Source organism: Agromyces cerinus (assembly GCF_016907835.1).
GTDB lineage: Bacteria > Actinomycetota > Actinomycetes > Actinomycetales > Microbacteriaceae > Agromyces > Agromyces nitratus.
In genome coordinates this window covers 952,024-968,152 of record NZ_JAFBCT010000001.1, presented here as the reverse complement: position 1 = coordinate 968,152, position 16,129 = coordinate 952,024, and the positions used below count along the sequence as shown (strand labels likewise).

General features: G+C 70.0%; 12 protein-coding genes and 2 tRNA genes. 4 read left to right on the top strand and 10 right to left on the bottom strand.

Translation table 11 applies throughout. The features are described 5' to 3' along the window. Window positions 1–83: 83 nt before the first annotated feature. Window positions 84–1,373: an MFS transporter gene (locus JOE59_RS04385; RefSeq protein WP_204459104.1), complete on the bottom strand. Its 1,290-nt coding sequence runs from the start codon at window positions 1,371–1,373 to the stop codon at window positions 84–86. Between the two features lie 83 nt (window positions 1,374–1,456). After that, entirely contained in the window at window positions 1,457–2,494 is a 1,038-nt protein-coding gene (locus JOE59_RS04380) for a TerC family protein (protein ID WP_239560098.1), read from the bottom strand. A 254-nt stretch (window positions 2,495–2,748) separates the two neighbouring features. Here JOE59_RS04380 and JOE59_RS04375 point away from each other — a divergent pair, with 254 nt between their 5' ends. After that, entirely contained in the window at window positions 2,749–3,447 is a 699-nt protein-coding gene (locus JOE59_RS04375) for a TIGR00645 family protein (RefSeq protein ID WP_204459102.1), read from the top strand. Between the two features lie 192 nt (window positions 3,448–3,639). On the opposite strand, the gene JOE59_RS04370 is transcribed toward JOE59_RS04375, so the two are convergent. Both JOE59_RS04370 and JOE59_RS04365 read right to left on the bottom strand, forming a co-directional pair. Next, window positions 3,640–3,712: transfer RNA gene (locus JOE59_RS04370), tRNA-Glu, on the bottom strand. 101 nt (window positions 3,713–3,813) lie between these two features. Next, a complete protein-coding gene (locus JOE59_RS04365; protein ID WP_204459101.1) occupies window positions 3,814–4,716 on the bottom strand; it encodes a diacylglycerol/lipid kinase family protein in 903 nt (300 codons plus the stop codon). Between the two features lie 61 nt (window positions 4,717–4,777). Between JOE59_RS04365 and JOE59_RS04360 the strand changes: the two genes are divergently transcribed. Next, entirely contained in the window at window positions 4,778–5,413 is a 636-nt protein-coding gene (locus tag JOE59_RS04360) for an MBL fold metallo-hydrolase (protein ID WP_204459100.1), read from the top strand. A gap of 15 nt (window positions 5,414–5,428) precedes the next feature. On the opposite strand, the gene JOE59_RS04355 is transcribed toward JOE59_RS04360, so the two are convergent. Then, window positions 5,429–6,898 carry a serine hydrolase domain-containing protein gene (locus tag JOE59_RS04355; protein WP_204459099.1) on the bottom strand — a complete coding sequence of 490 codons (1,470 nt, stop codon included), beginning with the start codon at window positions 6,896–6,898 and terminating at the stop codon, window positions 5,429–5,431. A 373-nt stretch (window positions 6,899–7,271) separates the two neighbouring features. On the opposite strand from JOE59_RS04355, the gene JOE59_RS04350 reads away from it, so the two are divergent. Next, complete coding sequence (locus JOE59_RS04350) at window positions 7,272–8,957, top strand: YhgE/Pip domain-containing protein (RefSeq protein ID WP_204459098.1); 1,686 nt, start codon at window positions 7,272–7,274, stop codon at window positions 8,955–8,957. A 23-nt stretch (window positions 8,958–8,980) separates the two neighbouring features. Here JOE59_RS04350 and JOE59_RS04345 read toward each other — a convergent pair whose 3' ends face one another. The 4 genes from JOE59_RS04345 to JOE59_RS04330 all read right to left on the bottom strand — a co-directional run bounded on the left by JOE59_RS04345 (window position 8,981) and on the right by JOE59_RS04330 (window position 14,209). Beyond that, window positions 8,981–11,359: a transglycosylase domain-containing protein gene (locus JOE59_RS04345; RefSeq protein ID WP_204459097.1), complete on the bottom strand. Its 2,379-nt coding sequence runs from the start codon at window positions 11,357–11,359 to the stop codon at window positions 8,981–8,983. A 200-nt stretch (window positions 11,360–11,559) separates the two neighbouring features. Further along, window positions 11,560–11,634 (bottom strand) — tRNA-Gln (locus tag JOE59_RS04340). 107 nt (window positions 11,635–11,741) lie between these two features. Beyond that, window positions 11,742–13,256 carry a glutamate--tRNA ligase gene (gltX, locus tag JOE59_RS04335; protein WP_204459096.1) on the bottom strand — a complete coding sequence of 505 codons (1,515 nt, stop codon included), beginning with the start codon at window positions 13,254–13,256 and terminating at the stop codon, window positions 11,742–11,744. Window positions 13,257–13,267: 11 nt separating this feature from the next. Further along, window positions 13,268–14,209 carry a LysR family transcriptional regulator gene (locus tag JOE59_RS04330; protein ID WP_239560096.1) on the bottom strand — a complete coding sequence of 314 codons (942 nt, stop codon included), beginning with the start codon at window positions 14,207–14,209 and terminating at the stop codon, window positions 13,268–13,270. Between the two features lie 82 nt (window positions 14,210–14,291). Between JOE59_RS04330 and JOE59_RS04325 the strand changes: the two genes are divergently transcribed. Beyond that, window positions 14,292–15,323, top strand: coding sequence for an aminotransferase class V-fold PLP-dependent enzyme (locus JOE59_RS04325; protein WP_204459094.1), 1,032 nt, complete (start codon window positions 14,292–14,294; stop codon window positions 15,321–15,323). Window positions 15,324–15,344: 21 nt separating this feature from the next. Here JOE59_RS04325 and JOE59_RS04320 read toward each other — a convergent pair whose 3' ends face one another. Continuing rightward, complete coding sequence (locus JOE59_RS04320; protein WP_204459093.1) at window positions 15,345–16,118, bottom strand: fumarylacetoacetate hydrolase family protein; 774 nt, start codon at window positions 16,116–16,118, stop codon at window positions 15,345–15,347. Between the last annotated feature and the right edge of the window lie 11 nt (window positions 16,119–16,129).

The window sequence follows — 16,129 nt, the reverse complement described above, 5'->3', positions numbered from 1 at the left end:
CGGCCGCAGCGATGCATCCGGCGCCGAGCCTCCACGCTAGCAAGTCCGAGACCGTCTCGATGACGCCTGTGGAACCACGCGCTTCATCGCACGCTCCGCACCCGGTAGATCAGGATGCCGCCGAGCAGCATGATCACCGCGGCGACGACGTAGAGCTCGCGGTAGCCGGAAACGCTCAGCACGAGCCAGGCGACGAGCGGCGCGATCGGCAGGTTCTGCGCCGCGTTGATGAGGCCGAGGTCCCGTGCGCGATTCGTCCGGTCGGGCAGCACGTCGGTGACGAGTGCCTGGTCGACGGAGAGGAACACGCCGTAGCCGAGGCCGAGGAGCACGGCGGCGACGATCGACGCGTCCCAGGTCGGCACCACCGCGAGCAGCAGCGCCGCCGTCGCCTGCAGCGCGGCGGCGACGAGCACGAACACGCGGCGGGCGCGGAGCCGATCGGAGAGCAGACCGCCGAGCCACCCGGCGAGACCGCAGGCGACCAGGTAGACGAGGATCAGCACGAGCATGCCGGTGTCCGGGTCGTCGACCTTCAGCACATCCGAGAGGAAGAAGAGGAGGTACGCCGTACCCACCATGTTGCCGGCGTTCACGAGCACGCGCGACGTCATGGTCCAGTAGTAGTCGTGGTTCGGCCCGAGCGGCGGAATCCGCAGCGCAGCCGAGAAGCGCGTCGGCGCGGCATCCGTCGGCGGTTCGGGGTCACGCGAGCCGAGCAGGAACGGCACTGCGCAGGCGAGCGCGAGCACGCCGACGATCGCCCAACTGCCGCCGACGTCGGGCACGAGCATCGTGACGATCACCATGCCGATCGCGAGTGCGAGCACCTGCGGCACGCCCATCGCCGCCGAGGCACGACCGCGCTGGAAGCGCGGAACCTGGTCGGCGATCACCGCGGAGAGCGCCACGAGCACGGCCGCATAGCCCAACGCGACGAGCGCGACGAGCACCGCGATCGCGATCGGATCCCGCTGGATGCCGACGAGTGCGAACGAGACGCCGCCGAGGAGGAACCCGCCGAGGATCCAGGCCCGGCGTCGCCAGCCGGGGATGCGCGTACGGTCGCTCAGGATGCCGAGCACGGGCACGGACACGAGGATCACGACGGATGACTCGCCGATGAGGAACGCCGTCAGCGCGACCTTGTCGTCGGAGGAGACGACCTCGGCGAGCTTGGCCATCATGAACTGCCCGGGCAGCATGACGAGGAGCCAGAGGCCGAACCACGCGAGCGCGAAGCGGAGGAGCCATCCGATGGAGACCGGTGGCAGCACGGTTCCGGAGACGGCGCGCTCGGCCGATGCCGGGCTCGCAGTGTCGGGCGCGGTGTTCAGGGGGTCGGGCTCGGGCGCCCGGTCGACGTTGACCATGCAACGAAGTATGAAGTGGGACGACCGTCCGAGTCAATCGTCCCACTTCGATCCCTGCGCCGCGCTCGGCGACGCGGGCCGACTCAGTGTCCGTCGCTGCGGGAGTCCTCGGTGAAGTGCGGCACCTCGTCCATGAGCTTGTGCCCACGCGACTTCGCGTCGTGACGGGCCTTCACGAGGCTCGCGACCGTGGCGACGGCCATCGCCGCGAGGATCACGCCGAGCGACATCCAGGTGGAGATCTCGGGCGCCCACTCGATGGGCTCGCCGCCGTTGATGAACGGCAGCTCGTTCACATGCATGGCGTGGAACACGAGCTTGACGCCGATGAACGCGAGGATGAACGCGATGCCGTACTTGAGGTACTCGAGGCGCTCGAGCAGGCCGCCGAGCAGGAAGTACAGCTGGCGCAGGCCCATGAGTGCGAAGACGTTCGCGGTGAACACGATGAACGGGCTCTGCGTGATGCCGAAGATCGCCGGGATCGAGTCGAGGGCGAAGAGCAGGTCGGTCGTGCCGATGGCGATGAAGACGATGAGCATCGGCGTGAAGAAGCGCTTGCCGTCGATGACCGTGCGGAGCTTGACGCCGTCGTACTCGTCGGTGATCGAGACCCGGCGGCGCAGGATCCGTACGATGAAGGTGTCCTTCTCCTCGTCGTCTTCATGGCCGCGAACCTGCTGGATCGCGGTCCAGACGAGCCAGGCACCGAAGATGTAGAAGATCCACGAGAAGTTCTCGATGAGCGAGGCGCCGAGCAGGATGAAGATGCCGCGCAGCACGAGCGCGATGATGATGCCCACCATCAGCACCTCCTGCTGCAGCTTCCTCGGCACTGCGAACTTCGCCATGATGATGACGAACACGAAGAGGTTGTCGATCGAGAGGCTGTACTCCGTCAGCCAGCCGGCGAGGAACTGCCCGGCGAACTCGCCGCCGGCGAAGAAGTACATGAGCCCTGCGAAGATCAGCGCGAGCACGACGTAGAAGACGACCCAGAGGGTCGACTCCTTGATCGACGGCACGTGCGGCCGCTTCAGAACGAGCAGGAGGTCGGCGATGAGGATCAACGTCAGGACGACGAGGGACCCGACTTCGAACCAGATGGGGAGTTCGAGCAACGTGATGCCTTTCGGAGTGTGCGGGGACGACGGAATCCGAAAGTCTCTCCCCCTGCGCATTCGCAGGTCCCACGCCCGGAGCGGCGGCAACGGCGCTCGTACTGACGATCGTGGGTCGAGGCGTGGCCTCGCGGGATACTCCCCTTCGCTCTCGCGAGTCTAGTCGACCGGTGCCCGCACTCGGCCCGCGACGCTCACCGTTTCCGCTCGCCCCGCGCCCGTAGACTCGTGCTCCCACCAGAAGGAGAGTGCCTGTGAGCTCGACACCCCCCACCCGCCAGTACCGTGCGACCCCGGGCTCCGCCCTCGTCGGCTACGCCATCTTCGCGAGCCGCTGGTTGCAGGCACCGCTCTACCTCGGGCTCATCGTCGCCCAGACGATCTACGTCGTCGTCTTCATGGTCGAGCTCTGGCACCTCGCCGAGGGCGTCATCGCGCACCCCGAGAAGATCGACGAGGCGGACATCATGCTCGCCGTGCTCGGCCTCATCGATGTGGTGATGATCGCGAACCTGCTCATCATGGTGATCATCGGCGGCTACGAGACGTTCGTCTCGCGCATCAACGTCGACGGTCACCCCGACCAGCCCGAGTGGCTGAGCCACGTCAATGCCAACGTGCTGAAGGTCAAGCTCGCGATGGCCATCATCGGCATCTCGTCGATCCACCTGCTCAAGACCTTCATCGAGGTCGGCGACATGACCGACGGCGTCGCGAAGGGCACCGAGACGGGGCAGGACTACACGTCCGAGGGCGTGATGTGGCAGGTCATCATCCACTCGGTCTTCATCCTGTCGGCACTCGCGCTCGCACTCATCGACCGGATGTCGTACCACAAGGTCACGGCGCACGAGGTGCACGACGGCGTGCCGGTCGCCTACCCCGACGCGCAAGCGGGGCTCGGTGCTGCGGCACCCGCTCCGGAACCGGTCGAGGCCGGCCCGCGCCACTGACGCACGCGTCGGGGCGAGGCATCGAACGGATGCCCCGCCCCGACGCCGTTCGCAGCTCCGACGGGCTCTGCGGCGCCGAACCCCCGGTTCCCGGAAACGCACCGTGCCCGCGAACACGACGTGCCCGAAACGCAGAAAAGCCCTCGCGAATGCGAGGGCTTTTCCACGTGTGTTGTCGCGATGTCACATACGTGACCCCAGCGGGATTTGAACCCGCGCTGCCGCCGTGAGAGGGCGGTGTCCTAGGCCGCTAAACGATGGGGCCGAATCGACAACTTGAAGAGTATGACACAGCTTCGGGGCCGCTGCAAAATCGAGGCCGCCGCAGCATCCGTTCGCGCTCCTCCACCGTCATGCTCGCCGAACTCAGACGAACACCGCGAGCGCCCCGGGCACGATCTCGACGTCGACCGGCAACTGACCGATGCGCTCGCCGTCGGCGTAGGCGACGATGTCGTCGGCCTCGATGCGCACCTCCCGACCGGTGAGGAACTCCACCGCCGGATGGTCGGTGTGGCGCCCCGCGAACACCTTGGGGAAGACGGCGACGAGTCGCGCCCGCGAGAGGGGGTGCACGATGAAGACGTCGAGCAGTCCGTCGCCGAGATCGGCGTGCGGCACGATGCGCATGCCGCCGCCGATCGACGAGTTGTTGGCCACCGAGACGAGCATCGCCCGCTGCTCGCGGCGCACCCCGTCGACGGTGATGACATAGCTGCGCGGGCGGAAGGTCACGAGTTCGCGCACCATCGCGAGTGTGTACCGGCTGGGCCCCTTGGGGCGGGTCATCCCGTTCGCGCGCTCGTTCACGACGGCGTCGAAGCCCGCCGAGACGACGGACGCGAACCAGGTGCGCAGCTCGCCGTGCCGGATGAGGCCCGCGTCGATCACCCGCGGGGGCCGCCCGAGCGCCTCGACGAGTGCCTCGATCGCCGCGGCCGGGTCGTCGAAGGGCAGGCCCAGGCCACGCGCCAGATCGTTGCCCGTGCCCGCGGCGACGATGCCGAGCGGCACGCCGGTGCCCGCGAGCAGGTTCACGCCGAGCGAGACCATGCCGTCGCCGCCGACCACGACCACGCCGTCGGTGCCGAGCGCGAACGCCGATTCCGCCGATCGGCGCAGGAGTTCGAAGTTGTCCTCGCGGAGCGCCGTGACCTCGTGCCCCTCACGTGCGAGCCGGTCGGCCACCGCCTGCCCGACCGCGCGATTGCGCCCGAAGGAGGCCGCGGGGTTGATCGCGACGAGGAGCCGCCGTGGGGCGCTGGACATGGTGCGATTCTGACAGGCCGGGGCCTTGCGCGGCGACGACGCAGAGGTGTTTGCTCGGAGCATGCGCCTCACGAAGCTCGAACACGCCGCGCTCGCCATCGAGGACTCGGGCGACAAGCTCTACATCGACCCCGGCAAGTTCACGACGCCGATCACCGAGTCGGCGGGCACCGTGGCCGTCGTCGTCACACACAAGCACGACGATCACTGGACCCCCGAGCAGCTCACCCGCATCGCCGAGGCGAACCCCGAGGTGCGCTTCTTCGGGCCTGCAGGGGTCGCCGCCGCCGCTGCCGACTTCCCCGTCGAGACGGTCGAGGCGGGCGACACCGTCGAGGTCGGTCCGTTCCGGCTGCGGTTCTTCGGCGGCCGGCACGCCGTGATCCACCCGTCGATCCCCGTGATCGACAACCTCGGCGTGCTCGTGAACGACGCGCTCTACTACGGGGGCGACTCGTTCACGGTGCCGGGCGTGCCCGTCGACGTGCTGGCGGCACCCGCTGGCGCGCCGTGGATGAAGATCAGCGAGGCCATGGACTACGTCGTCGAGGTCGCGCCCCGGCGCGCGTTCCCGACCCACGAGATGGTGCTCTCCCGCGCGGGCAAGGCCCTGTCGAACGCCCGCCTCGCATGGGCGACCGAGCAGGGCGGCGGCGAGTACCTTCCGCTCGAGCCGGGCGACACGCTCGACTTCTGACGCGGCGGGCTCCGATCAGGCGACGGATGCCTCGGGGCTCTCGACCTTCACGAGGAACGTCTGCGCGAGCGGTTCGGCGAGCGGTGTCATGCGCACCTCGACGCGAAGCCTCCCCGTGGCCCCGGGGAGGAACCAGACGAGGTGGTCGGGCGAGTCGCACTCGGCGTCCATGGGCGTCCGGCTCGCAGCGGTGCGCCCGCCGACGGCGGCCCATGCCGCCTCGATCACGGCCCGCCGCTCGTCGAACGGCACGTCGAGACCGACGTTCGTCGCGAGCACCGCCGACGCCGCGGCATCGGACCAGTCGTTCACGAGCCCGCTGAGGGCGACGGACGCCTCGAGCGTCTCGGGCCACGGCGCCGGTGACGGCGACACCGGCGCCACGCGGTCCGCGGCATCGAGCACGAGCGCGAGCGCGATCTCGGCCCCCTGCGAGACCCGCGCGTACGTCGCGTTCTCGAATGCCACGATGCCCAGGCCGGATGCCGCGTGCCAGCGCATGTGCGCACTGAAGCCCGGATACCCGCCCGAGTGCGAGACGATCGCGCCGAACCGCTCGTCGAACTCGACGAAGAGGCCGAACCCGTAGCCGTACACGACCGGCGACGGCGCAGTCGGCGCTCCGGGCAGGGCCGGAGGGGTGTGACGCTTCGCGGCGACGCGCATGAGCTGCTGCATCTCGCGCCGGCTCGCCGCGCTGAGCGGCCCGCGCTCGTCACCCGTCGATGCCTCGGCCAGCCAGCTCCCCCAGGCCGCGAGGCTCGACGCCGAGGCGAAGAGCCCGCCGATCGCCGAGAAGACTCCAGGGCCGGTGAACGGGAGTGCGAGCCATCCGTCGCCCTCGACCCGGCGGTGACCCGTCGCATATGGAACCGCCTCGTCGGCTGGCAGCTCGAAGCGCATGTCGAGACCGAGCGGCTCGATGAGCTCGCGCATCACGAAGTCGGTGAACGCGACGCCCGACACCCGCTCGACGACTTGGCCGAGCACCGCGTAGCCGAGGTTCGAGTACTCCATCGCGGTGCCGGGAACCGAGGCGCAGCGGATGCCGGCGGCGAGGGTGGCGCTGAACTCCTCGCGCGTCATCGACTCCTCGCGATCGGCCCACGGGTCGTCGGTCGGTAAGCCGCCCGACATGGTCATGAGCATGCGCACGGTCGGGTCGACCTCGAGGTCGCCCGGGATCTCGGGCGCGAACTCGGGCACGAACGAGCGGGCCGTGGCGTCGAGATCGAGCAGTCCGCGATCGCGCAGCAGGAGCAGGGCCGCCGCTGTGAAGCTCTTCGTGCAGCTCGCGATGCGGAACAGCGTGTCGGGCCCGGGAGCGGGGCATACCGGATCGAGCGACGCGACACCGATGCCGCCGCTCACGACGATGCCGCTGCGGTCGAAGACGGCCCAACCGGCGCCCGGCGCCGTTCCGGCGGCGATGCGCTCGGCGAAGACGGCCTCGACGGCCTGCAGGGTGTCGGTTGCGACGGTCATTGCACTCCTTCATGCGGCCCCCGGGCGGGGGCCGCAACCAGCGTACAAGTCGGAGGATTCGCACGAGATCGCGGCGGGCGCCTGTCGCTCTCCGACAACCGGGCAGGGCTCCGGTGCGCGATCGTTGGTGATTCGCACACAACTTGACGGGCGCACGTTGACGAAACCTCAGCCGCTGATACGTTCGTGTCACTTCGGGGTCGCTCCGCTCCCCCACGACGCCATTGTCGGCGTCGTCGGAGGCGCGAGCGCCCCGCGCCTCACGCGCTCGGCCCACCCTCCCCGAGCGACGGCGGCGACCACGGCACCGGTCGCGAATCCTGCACCCCCATCTCGGCGCGCACTGTCGCGCGCCCGCACACCTGGAGTCTCAATGTCGAGAATCGAATCCGCCTCCGAGCACCAGCACGGCGTCGGTCTGAAGATCGCCGTCATCGTGCTCGCGCTCGCGCTCGCAACGATGACGACCCTGTTCCTGCTCACCACGAACAAGATCGCGGGCGGCTCGGCCGAACTCTCGGCCGGCGCGACCGAGGTCAGCGACGGCTCGGAGCAGGTCGCGGCGGGTGCCGGCGACCTCTCGGCGGGATCCGTCGAGCTGAGCGACGGTGCGGTGGAAGCCGCCGCCGGCGCCGAGAAGCTCTCGGCCGGGGCGGCCTCGGCGGCCCAGGGCGCCGAACGCCTCCGGCTCGGCGCGGCGAAGGCCGCGACCGGCGCCGTGACGCTCGCCGAAGGAGCGGCGACCAGTGCGGCCGGCGCCGCCGAACTCGCAGCGGGCGCCGACAAGGCCTCCGCGGGCTCCGTGAAGCTGTCGGACGGCATCACCAAGGCCGCAGCCGGGGCGACCGACGTTCGCAACGGCGTGTCGCTCGTCGCGGCGGCGAACGGCGAGATCGCCAGCAAGTCCTCCACGCTCAGCGATGGCGCACGTGGCATCGCCGGCGGAGCCGCGACGATCCGCGACGGTGTGCTCGCGGTCGACGCCGGCGTCGGAGCCCTTGCCGCAGGAGCGCTCGCGGCGCAGAAGGGCACCGACGTCGTCGAAGCCGGAATCGGCCAGGTCGGCGCCGGGGTCGATGCGTTGAAGGCCGGTGCGTCGGGCCTCGCCGCCGGAGCCGGCCAGCTCTCCACCGGAGCGGGGTCGGTCGCCGCCGCGAACACGTCGCTCGCCGACGGCATCGCTGCGCTGCGCACCCAACTCGCAGCGGCGGGCGCGTCCGCCTCGGTACTCGGAGCCCTCGATCAGCTGCATGCCGGTGCCACGCAGGCCTCGGCCGGAGCGTCACAGGTCGCCACCGGCGCCAGCAACCTCTCCACCGGAGCCACGGCGCTCGAGACCGGCGCGACCACGGTCAGCGGCGGCGTCACCAAGCTCGCGGCAGGCGCAACGGCGCTCTCCACCGGCACGGACGCGCTGGTCGCCGGCACCTCGACGCTCGGCGAGAAGATCGCACCGCTCACCGCGGGCTCGAAGACCCTCGCCGACAAGACCCTCGTGCTCGCGGCAGGCAGCAGCCTGCTCGCGGGTGGCGCAGCCGAGCTGTTCGCGAAGACCGACGGCCTCGTCGAGGGCAGCACTCGGTTGAACGCGGGCACGGCGGAACTCGACCGGAAGGTCGACGAGCTCGTCACTGGAACGCAGAAGGTCGCGACCGGAGCGACGAGCCTGTCGTCGGGCGCCGACCGCCTCCTGGTCGGCGCGAACGACCTGTCGGCCGGCACGAGCGTGCTCGGCACGGGTGCGGCGAACCTGGCCGCCGGCGCCGGAACGCTCCAGCGCGGCGCATCCGACCTGGCCGCCGGCACCGGAACCCTCGCCGACGGCGCTGCGACGCTCTCGACCGGCGCAGGAGACCTCGCCGACGGCACCGCGGACCTGAGCGACGGCAATGCGCTCGTCGCCGAGGGCAGTGCGACCCTCGCGAACGGCGCTGCCGGCGTCGCACCGTCGAACATGGTGCCCTGGCTCCTCGTCGCGCTCGGGCTCGGCGCAGCGGCGATCGCCGTCTGGATCACCCACCGCGTGCGGTTCGCCCGACGGGAGTCGGTCACCGCCTGAGCGGTGCAGCCGGTCTGAGCCGGTCAGTGGCCTCGGTCGTCTCGGCGACCGGGGCCATTGCCACGCTCGCCGTCTCCCTCGTCGCCGCGTCCCGGCTCGTCGGGAGCCTCGTCGTCGCCGATCTCCTCACCGACGTCGCCTTGCACCTCGGTGCCCCGGTCCGCTCGCGGCGCGACCGGAGTCCCGGGGGCGGCGACGGTGAACTCGCCCCCGCCGTACTTCGCGGCCGCCACCGACATCACCATCGGCCACATGCGATGGCGGGCGGTCGCGGCCGTGCCGGTGTCGAAGTCGATGCCGCGCTGGTTCGCATCGCCGAACAGGCTCACGACGCCCGCGACGGTCGCCACCTTGGAGCTGGCACCGGCCATCCAGGTGTCCTTGTTGCCGTCGGTCGTGCCGGTCTTGCCGATCAGGGGCACGTGCGGCACGACATGGCCGTTCGACTCGGTCGCGGTGCCGCTCGTCATCACGAGCTGCATCGCATAGTGCATCGCCGCCGCGACCTCGGGCGAGACCGCGGGCGTGCACTTCGATGCCGGGGCCGGAATCTCGTTGCCGTTGCGGTCGACGATCTTGTCGATCGCGACCGGCGTGCAGGTCACCCCGTTGTTCGCGATGCCGGCGAAGGCCACGGCGAGGCTGAGCGGCGCGACCTCGTTCGAGCCCAGCACCGATGAGGGATTCTGCCCGAGCGGATCGCCGTCGGCGCGGTGCATGCCGAACGCCTCCGCCGTCTTGCGGATGCCGCAGAGGTCGATCTTCTTCGCCATTCCGAGGTAGCCGGTGTTGATCGAGCCGATCGTCGACTGGAGCGCCGTGTAGTTCGCGCCGGATTCGTTCGAGTCGTTCTTCGGATTCCATCCGGCGTCGGCGACCTGACCACCGAGACAGGTGTCGGTGAACGCGCCCCAGTTGGACTTCCGCCGGGAGTCCACGGTCTCGTTCAGGGAATGGCCCTCGTTCAGCCATTGCGCGAGGGTGAACACCTTGTACGTCGATCCCGGCTGGAATCCGCTCGAACCGCCTTGCGTGTAATCGGTGTTGTAGTTGATGCTCTCGTACTGAGGGCCCGAGTCGAGCACCTTCGGATCCTGGCTGTACACCTTGTTCTGCGCCATCGCGAGCACACGCCCGGTACCCACCTCGACGCTCGAGATCACGCCGCCGACGTCCCAGCCGGGGTACGTCTGCGGCACGTGCTGCGTGATCGCCTTCGCAGCGGCGTTCTGCAGCTCGAGGTCGAGGGTGGTGTACACGTCGTAACCGCCGCGACGGAAGTTGCGCATGCGCGTCTCCGCGTCTTCGCCGAACGTCGGATCCGTCTGCAGGACGTGCTTCACGTAGTCGCAGAAGTACGCCGACACCCCCGCGGTCTGGCACCCGGTGCTCGGCTCCTTGATGGCCGGCTCGACGGGCGTCGCCATCGCGGTGTCGTACTCCTCGCGCGTGATCTTCTGCTCGTCGAGCATGTGGAACAGGATGTAGTCGCGACGATCCTTGTTCCGCGCGTAGCCGTTGGCCGCGCCGTTCGTCTCGCTCTCGGGCTTGTCGAGCTGGAACTCGACCGGGTTGTTGACGATCGCGAGCAGCGACGCCGCCTGGGCGAGGGTGAGGTTCGCCGCGTTCGTCGAGAAGTAGTAGTTCGCCGCGGCCTCGATGCCGTAGACGGTTCCGCCGAAGCCTGCGATGTTCAGATAGCCGAGCAGGATCTCGCTCTTCGAGTACCGCTTCTCGACGCCGATCGCGAGCCGCATCTCCTTCAGCTTGCGTTCGATGCCTGCGCTGCCGTCGGATTCGGTGGCCGACTCGTAGCATTTCGTCTTCTCGGCATCGACGAGCAGGGCACGATCGTCGTAGGTGAGCGCCGCGACCTCGTCCTCCGTCAGGCCCTCGACGGCGGTGATGTGGGCGTTCGCCTCGCATTCCTGCACACGGACGTTCTTGACGTACTGCTGCGCGATCGAGGAGCCGCCCTGCGTGTCGCGTCCGGTGGCGGTCGTCATCGCCGCTCGGATGGTGCCCTGCAGGTCGACGCCGCCGTGGTCGTAGAACCGGGGGTCCTCGCCGGCGATCGCGGCATCCTTCGCGTACTGGTTGATGGCGTTCCAGCCGACCTCGACGCGGTTCTGGTCGTAGAAGGACGCCAGCAGGTGGGTGGAACCGTCGGGGCGGGTCGCGTAGATGTTGCTCTTCTCGGAGAGCTCGTCGATCTCGAGGTATCCCGGAAGGTTCTCGAACATGCCGATGCTCCCGGATGCCGCGATGCCCACGGTCGCGATCGCGGGCGTCACCCCGGCGACGACGAGCATGGCGGCGCCGACGCTCGCCGCGATGAGTCCCACGAAGCCGCCCACGACGCCGAGCGGCGTTCGCGTCTCCTGGAAGTCACGATTCCGCATGTTCCCAGAACCCATGGCTCACCCAATCCCCTGCGGCTTCTCGCGATCGCGGTCGAACCCGTAGGGAGGCTCGATCAGTGCCGACACTCAATGGAATCGCAGCGCACCGCGGAAGTCCAGCCCACATGCCGGTCTCTGGGAACCGACTTGCCAGGAGAACGAAAAAAGGCCCGGATGACCGGGCCTTCTTCTCACAGATCTGGCTGGGGTACCTGGACTCGAACCAAGAACAACGGTACCAGAAACCGCCGTGTTGCCAATTACACCATACCCCAATGGCTGAAACCGAAGTCCCGCGCCGACATGTAACTCTAGCCTACGGCGCGGCGCCCGCCAAACTGAGCAGCGCTCACGCGACGCTCACCCGACGGGCGCCCGCGCATCAGACGAGCAGCGCCGTCAATCGGTCGATGCGCTCGATCGAGTCGACCTTGCCGAGGATCTGCATCGACTCGAAGAGCGGCGGCGAGATGCGCCGTCCCGAGATCGCCGTGCGCACCGCGCCGAAGGCAACCCGGGGCTTCAGTGCGAGCCCGTCGACGAGGGCGGCGCGCAGCGCCTCCTCGATCTGCTCGTGGGTCCATTCCTCGGCCGGGAGGCGGTCGAGGGCGTCGCGCGCCGCGGCGAGCACCGCGGGGGCATCGGCGGTGAGCGCGGCGACGGCTGCCTCGTCGAACTCGAGGCCCGCGGCATCCGTGAACAGGAAGCCGAGCATGCCGGGAGCCTCGCCCAGCAGCGCGATGCGCTCCTGGATGAGCGGTGCGGCCTCGGCGAGCACGGCCTCGTCACCGGGCGTGATCGGGCTCGAGACGGCGCCCGCCGCCTGCAGGTACGGCACCGTGCGAGCGGCGAAGTCGGCGACGTCGAGCTGGCGGATGTGGTCGCCGTTGATCGCCTCGGCCTTCTTCAGGTCGAAGCGGGCAGGGTTCGGGTTGACGTTCGCGACGTCGAACGCGGCGATCAGCTCGTCGCGCGAGAACACGTCGCGGTCGGCCGAGAATCCCCAGCCGAGCAGCGCCAGGTAGTTGATGAGCCCCTCGGGGATGAACCCGCGGTCGCGGTGGTGGAACAGGTTCGACTCGGGGTCGCGCTTGGAGAGCTTCTTGTTGCCCTCGCCCATGACGTAGGGCAGGTGGCCGAAGCGAGGCACGAACGAGGTCGCGCCGATGTCGATGAGCGCGTGGTAGAGCGCGATCTGACGCGGCGTCGACGAGAGCAGGTCTTCGCCGCGGAGCACGTCGGTGATGCCCATGAGCGCATCGTCGACGGGGTTCACGAAGGTGTAGAGCGGCGCACCGTTCGGGCGCACCACGACGAAGTCGATGGTCGAACCGACCGGGAAGTCGATGCGGCCGCGCACGAGGTCGTCGAAGCCGAGGTCGACCTCGGGCACGCGGAGGCGCAGCGCGGGCTGGCGCCCCTCGGCGCGGAACGCCGCCTTCTGCTCCTCGCTGAGGTCGCGGTCGAAGTTGTCGTACCCGAGCTGCTTCGGCCGGCCGTTCGCCTCGTTGCGCGCGTCGATCTCCTCGGCGGTCGAGAACGACTCGTAGAGGTGGCCCGAGGCCTTCAGCCGCTCGATGATCTCGAGGTAGATCTCACCGCGCTGCGACTGCCGGTAGGGGCCGTGCGGGCCGCCGACGTCGATGCCCTCGTCCCACGTGAGGCCGAGCCAGGTGAGCGCGTCGAGGATCTGCGCGTAGCTCTCCTCACTGTCGCGGGCCGCGTCGGTGTCTTCGATGCGGAACACGAAGGTGCCGCCGGTGTGGCGCGCGTAGGCCCAGTTGAACAGGGCGGTGCGCACGAGGCCGACGTGCGGCGTGCCGGTCGGCGATGGGCAGAAGCGCACACGGATGTCGCCACCGGTGGCCGTGGTCGTGGGGTGAGCTGTCTCAGACATACCCCTCAATGCTACCGAGCGGCGAGGGACTCGAGCGCGGCGATCGCGGCGCCGACGGCGGGCACCCGTTCGGCGCCGCGCGCCGTGACGAGGTGAAGCGAGCGCACGTCGGCGCGCGCGGTCGGCCTGGCGACGACGTTCTCGTGCCGCGGCGAGGCGGCGAGCGCGAGCGCCGGCAGCAGCGCCACCCCGAGGCCCTGCGCGACCATGCCCTCGACGGCGACGAAGTTGTCGGTCTCGAAGGCGATGCGCGGCACGAACCCCGCGGCCCCGGCGAGCTCGAGCAGATGGCCGCGGCAGCGCGGGCAACCGGCGATCCACGGCTCGTCGCGCAGCATGCCCAGTTCGACGAAGTCGGATGCCGCGGCGGAGTGCCCGGCGGGCAGCACGAGTCGCATCGGCTCGTCGCCGTACACGCGAACGTCGAGCCCGCGGGCGCTCGCCTGATGCGGATCGTCGCGGTCGCCGGGGTAGCTGAACGTGATCGCGAGGTCGGCCTGGTCGGCGCGCACGGCCCGCACCGCCTCGGGCGGCTCTGCCTCGACGTAGGTGACGTCGATGCCGGGGTGGGCGGCGGCGAGCGCCGCGATGAGCCGGGGCACGAGCGTCGCGGAGGCGGAGGGGAAGGCCACGAGCCGCACCCGGCCGGCACGGAGCCCGCGGAGCTCGGCGAGCTCGCCGGCCGCTGCCTCGAGCGCCGTGGCGACGTCCTGCGCATGTCGAGCGAGCACCCGGCCCGATTCCGTCAGTCGGATGCCGCGGCCCACGCGCTCCACGAGCGCGATGCCGGTGCGATCCTCGAACCGCCGCAGCTGCTGACTCACGGCGGGCTGGCTGTAACCGAGCCACTCGGCGGCTGCCGTGAGCGAGCCGCGTTCGGCGATCTGGTGCACGACGCGCACGGTCTGCAGGTCGAGGGCTGCTGCGAGGGCTTCGATCGAGGCATCCGACATGCCTGAATCATAACGGCGACGCATGTGTGTGATCATTTGCCGGGCCTTGTCGAATGAATCGGGCTCGCCGAGACTTGGTTCCATGCACCAGACTCGCGAGCGATACGCCGCAGGACGCGGCTACCTCGCCGCCTGCACGATGGGCCTGCCTGCCGACGTCACGCGCGACGCGATGCGTCGCGACCTCGAGTCGTGGTCGGCCGGCACGGCGTGCGGCGTCGAGTACGGGAGGATCCACGACCGGGCCCGCGGCCACGCCGCGACCCTGCTCGGCCGCGCGCCGAGCGAGATCGCCACCGGTTCCCAGGTCTCGGTCTTCGCCGGGTTCGTGGCGGCCTCGGCGCCGGCAGGTGCCGAGATCGTGTGCGTCGACGGCGACTTCTCGTCGGTGATCGGCCCGTTCCTGGCCCGGGGCGACCTGCGCGTGCGCCACGTGCCGTTGGCCGAGCTCGCGGGCGCCGTGACCGACTCGACGTGGCTCGTCTCGTACTCCCTCGTGCAGTCGGCGACGGGCGAGGTCGCCGACGTGGCATCCATCACCTCGGCTGCGCGGGCCGCCGGGGCGCTCACGCTCGTCGACACGACCCAGGCCACCGGCTGGATGCCGACCGACTCGCTCGACGCCGACGTCGTGATCTGCCACGCCTACAAGTGGCTGTCGGCGCCCCGCGGCGCGGCGTTCGCCGCGTTCTCCGCTCGGGCGGTCGACGAGCTGACCCCGCACGCCGCCGGCTGGTACTCGGGCGCCGACCCGTGGGCGTCGTGCTACGGTCCCGAGCTGCACCTCGCCGCGGGCGCGCAGCGCTTCGACGTCTCCCCCGCCTGGCAGGCCTGGGCCGGGGCAGAAGCCGCCCTCGAACTCGCCGCCTCACTCGACATGCGCGAGGTGCAGCGGCACGACGTCGGGCTCGCGAACGCATTCCGCACCCGGCTCGACCTGGCCCCCTCCGACAGCGCGATCGTCGCGTGGCCCGACCTCGACGGCAGCGCACTGGCCGCGCTCGGCGCCGCGGGCATCACCGCCTCGGGGCGCGCCGGCAGGGCCCGCGTCGCGTTCCACGTGTGGAACGACGACGAGGACGTCGAGCTCGCGGCATCCGCTCTCGGTCGCTGATCGCTCGCCGCCCGAGGCGGGCTACGCGGCCGAGCGCACCGGGTTCGAGAGCGTGCCGAGTCCGGTGATGTCGACCTCGACGGTGTCGCCGTCGACGATCGGCCCGACGCCGGCGGGCGTGCCGGTGAGGATGACGTCGCCCGGCAGCAGGGTGAACACGCCCGACGCGTAGGCGATGATCGACGCGACCGAGTGCACCATGTCGGCGAGGCGGCCCGACTGGCGGCGCTCGCCGTTGACGTTGGTCTCGATCGTCGCCGTCTCGAAGTCGACGTGCGTCTCGATCACGGGGCCGAGCGGGCAGAAGGAGTCGAAGCCCTTGGCACGGGCCCATTGGCCGTCGCGCTGCTGCAGGTCGCGGGCCGTGACGTCGTTGGCGATCGTGTAGCCGAAGATGTACTCTTCCGCGTCGTCTTCGGACACGTTCTTCGCGATGCGCCCGATGATGACCGCGAGCTCGCCCTCGTGCTCGACCCGCTCGCTCTGCTTCGGCAGCACGATCGAGTCGCCGGGGCCGACCACCGAGGTGTTCGGCTTCAGGAAGAGCAGCGGCTCCGCAGGTGCCTCGCCGCCCATCTCCTCAGCGTGATCGCGGTAGTTCTTGCCGACCGCGACGACCTTCGACCGAGGGATCACCGGTGCGAGCAGCTTCGCATCGGTCAGCTTGACGCGCTCGCCCGTGGGCTCGTAGCCCGCGAACATGGGGTCGGCCTTCAGCACGACGAGTTCGTGCTCCTCTTCGTCGACGATGCCGAATGCGATGGTGTCGTCGTGGCTGAAACGCGCGATCTTCATGCCTTCAGCCT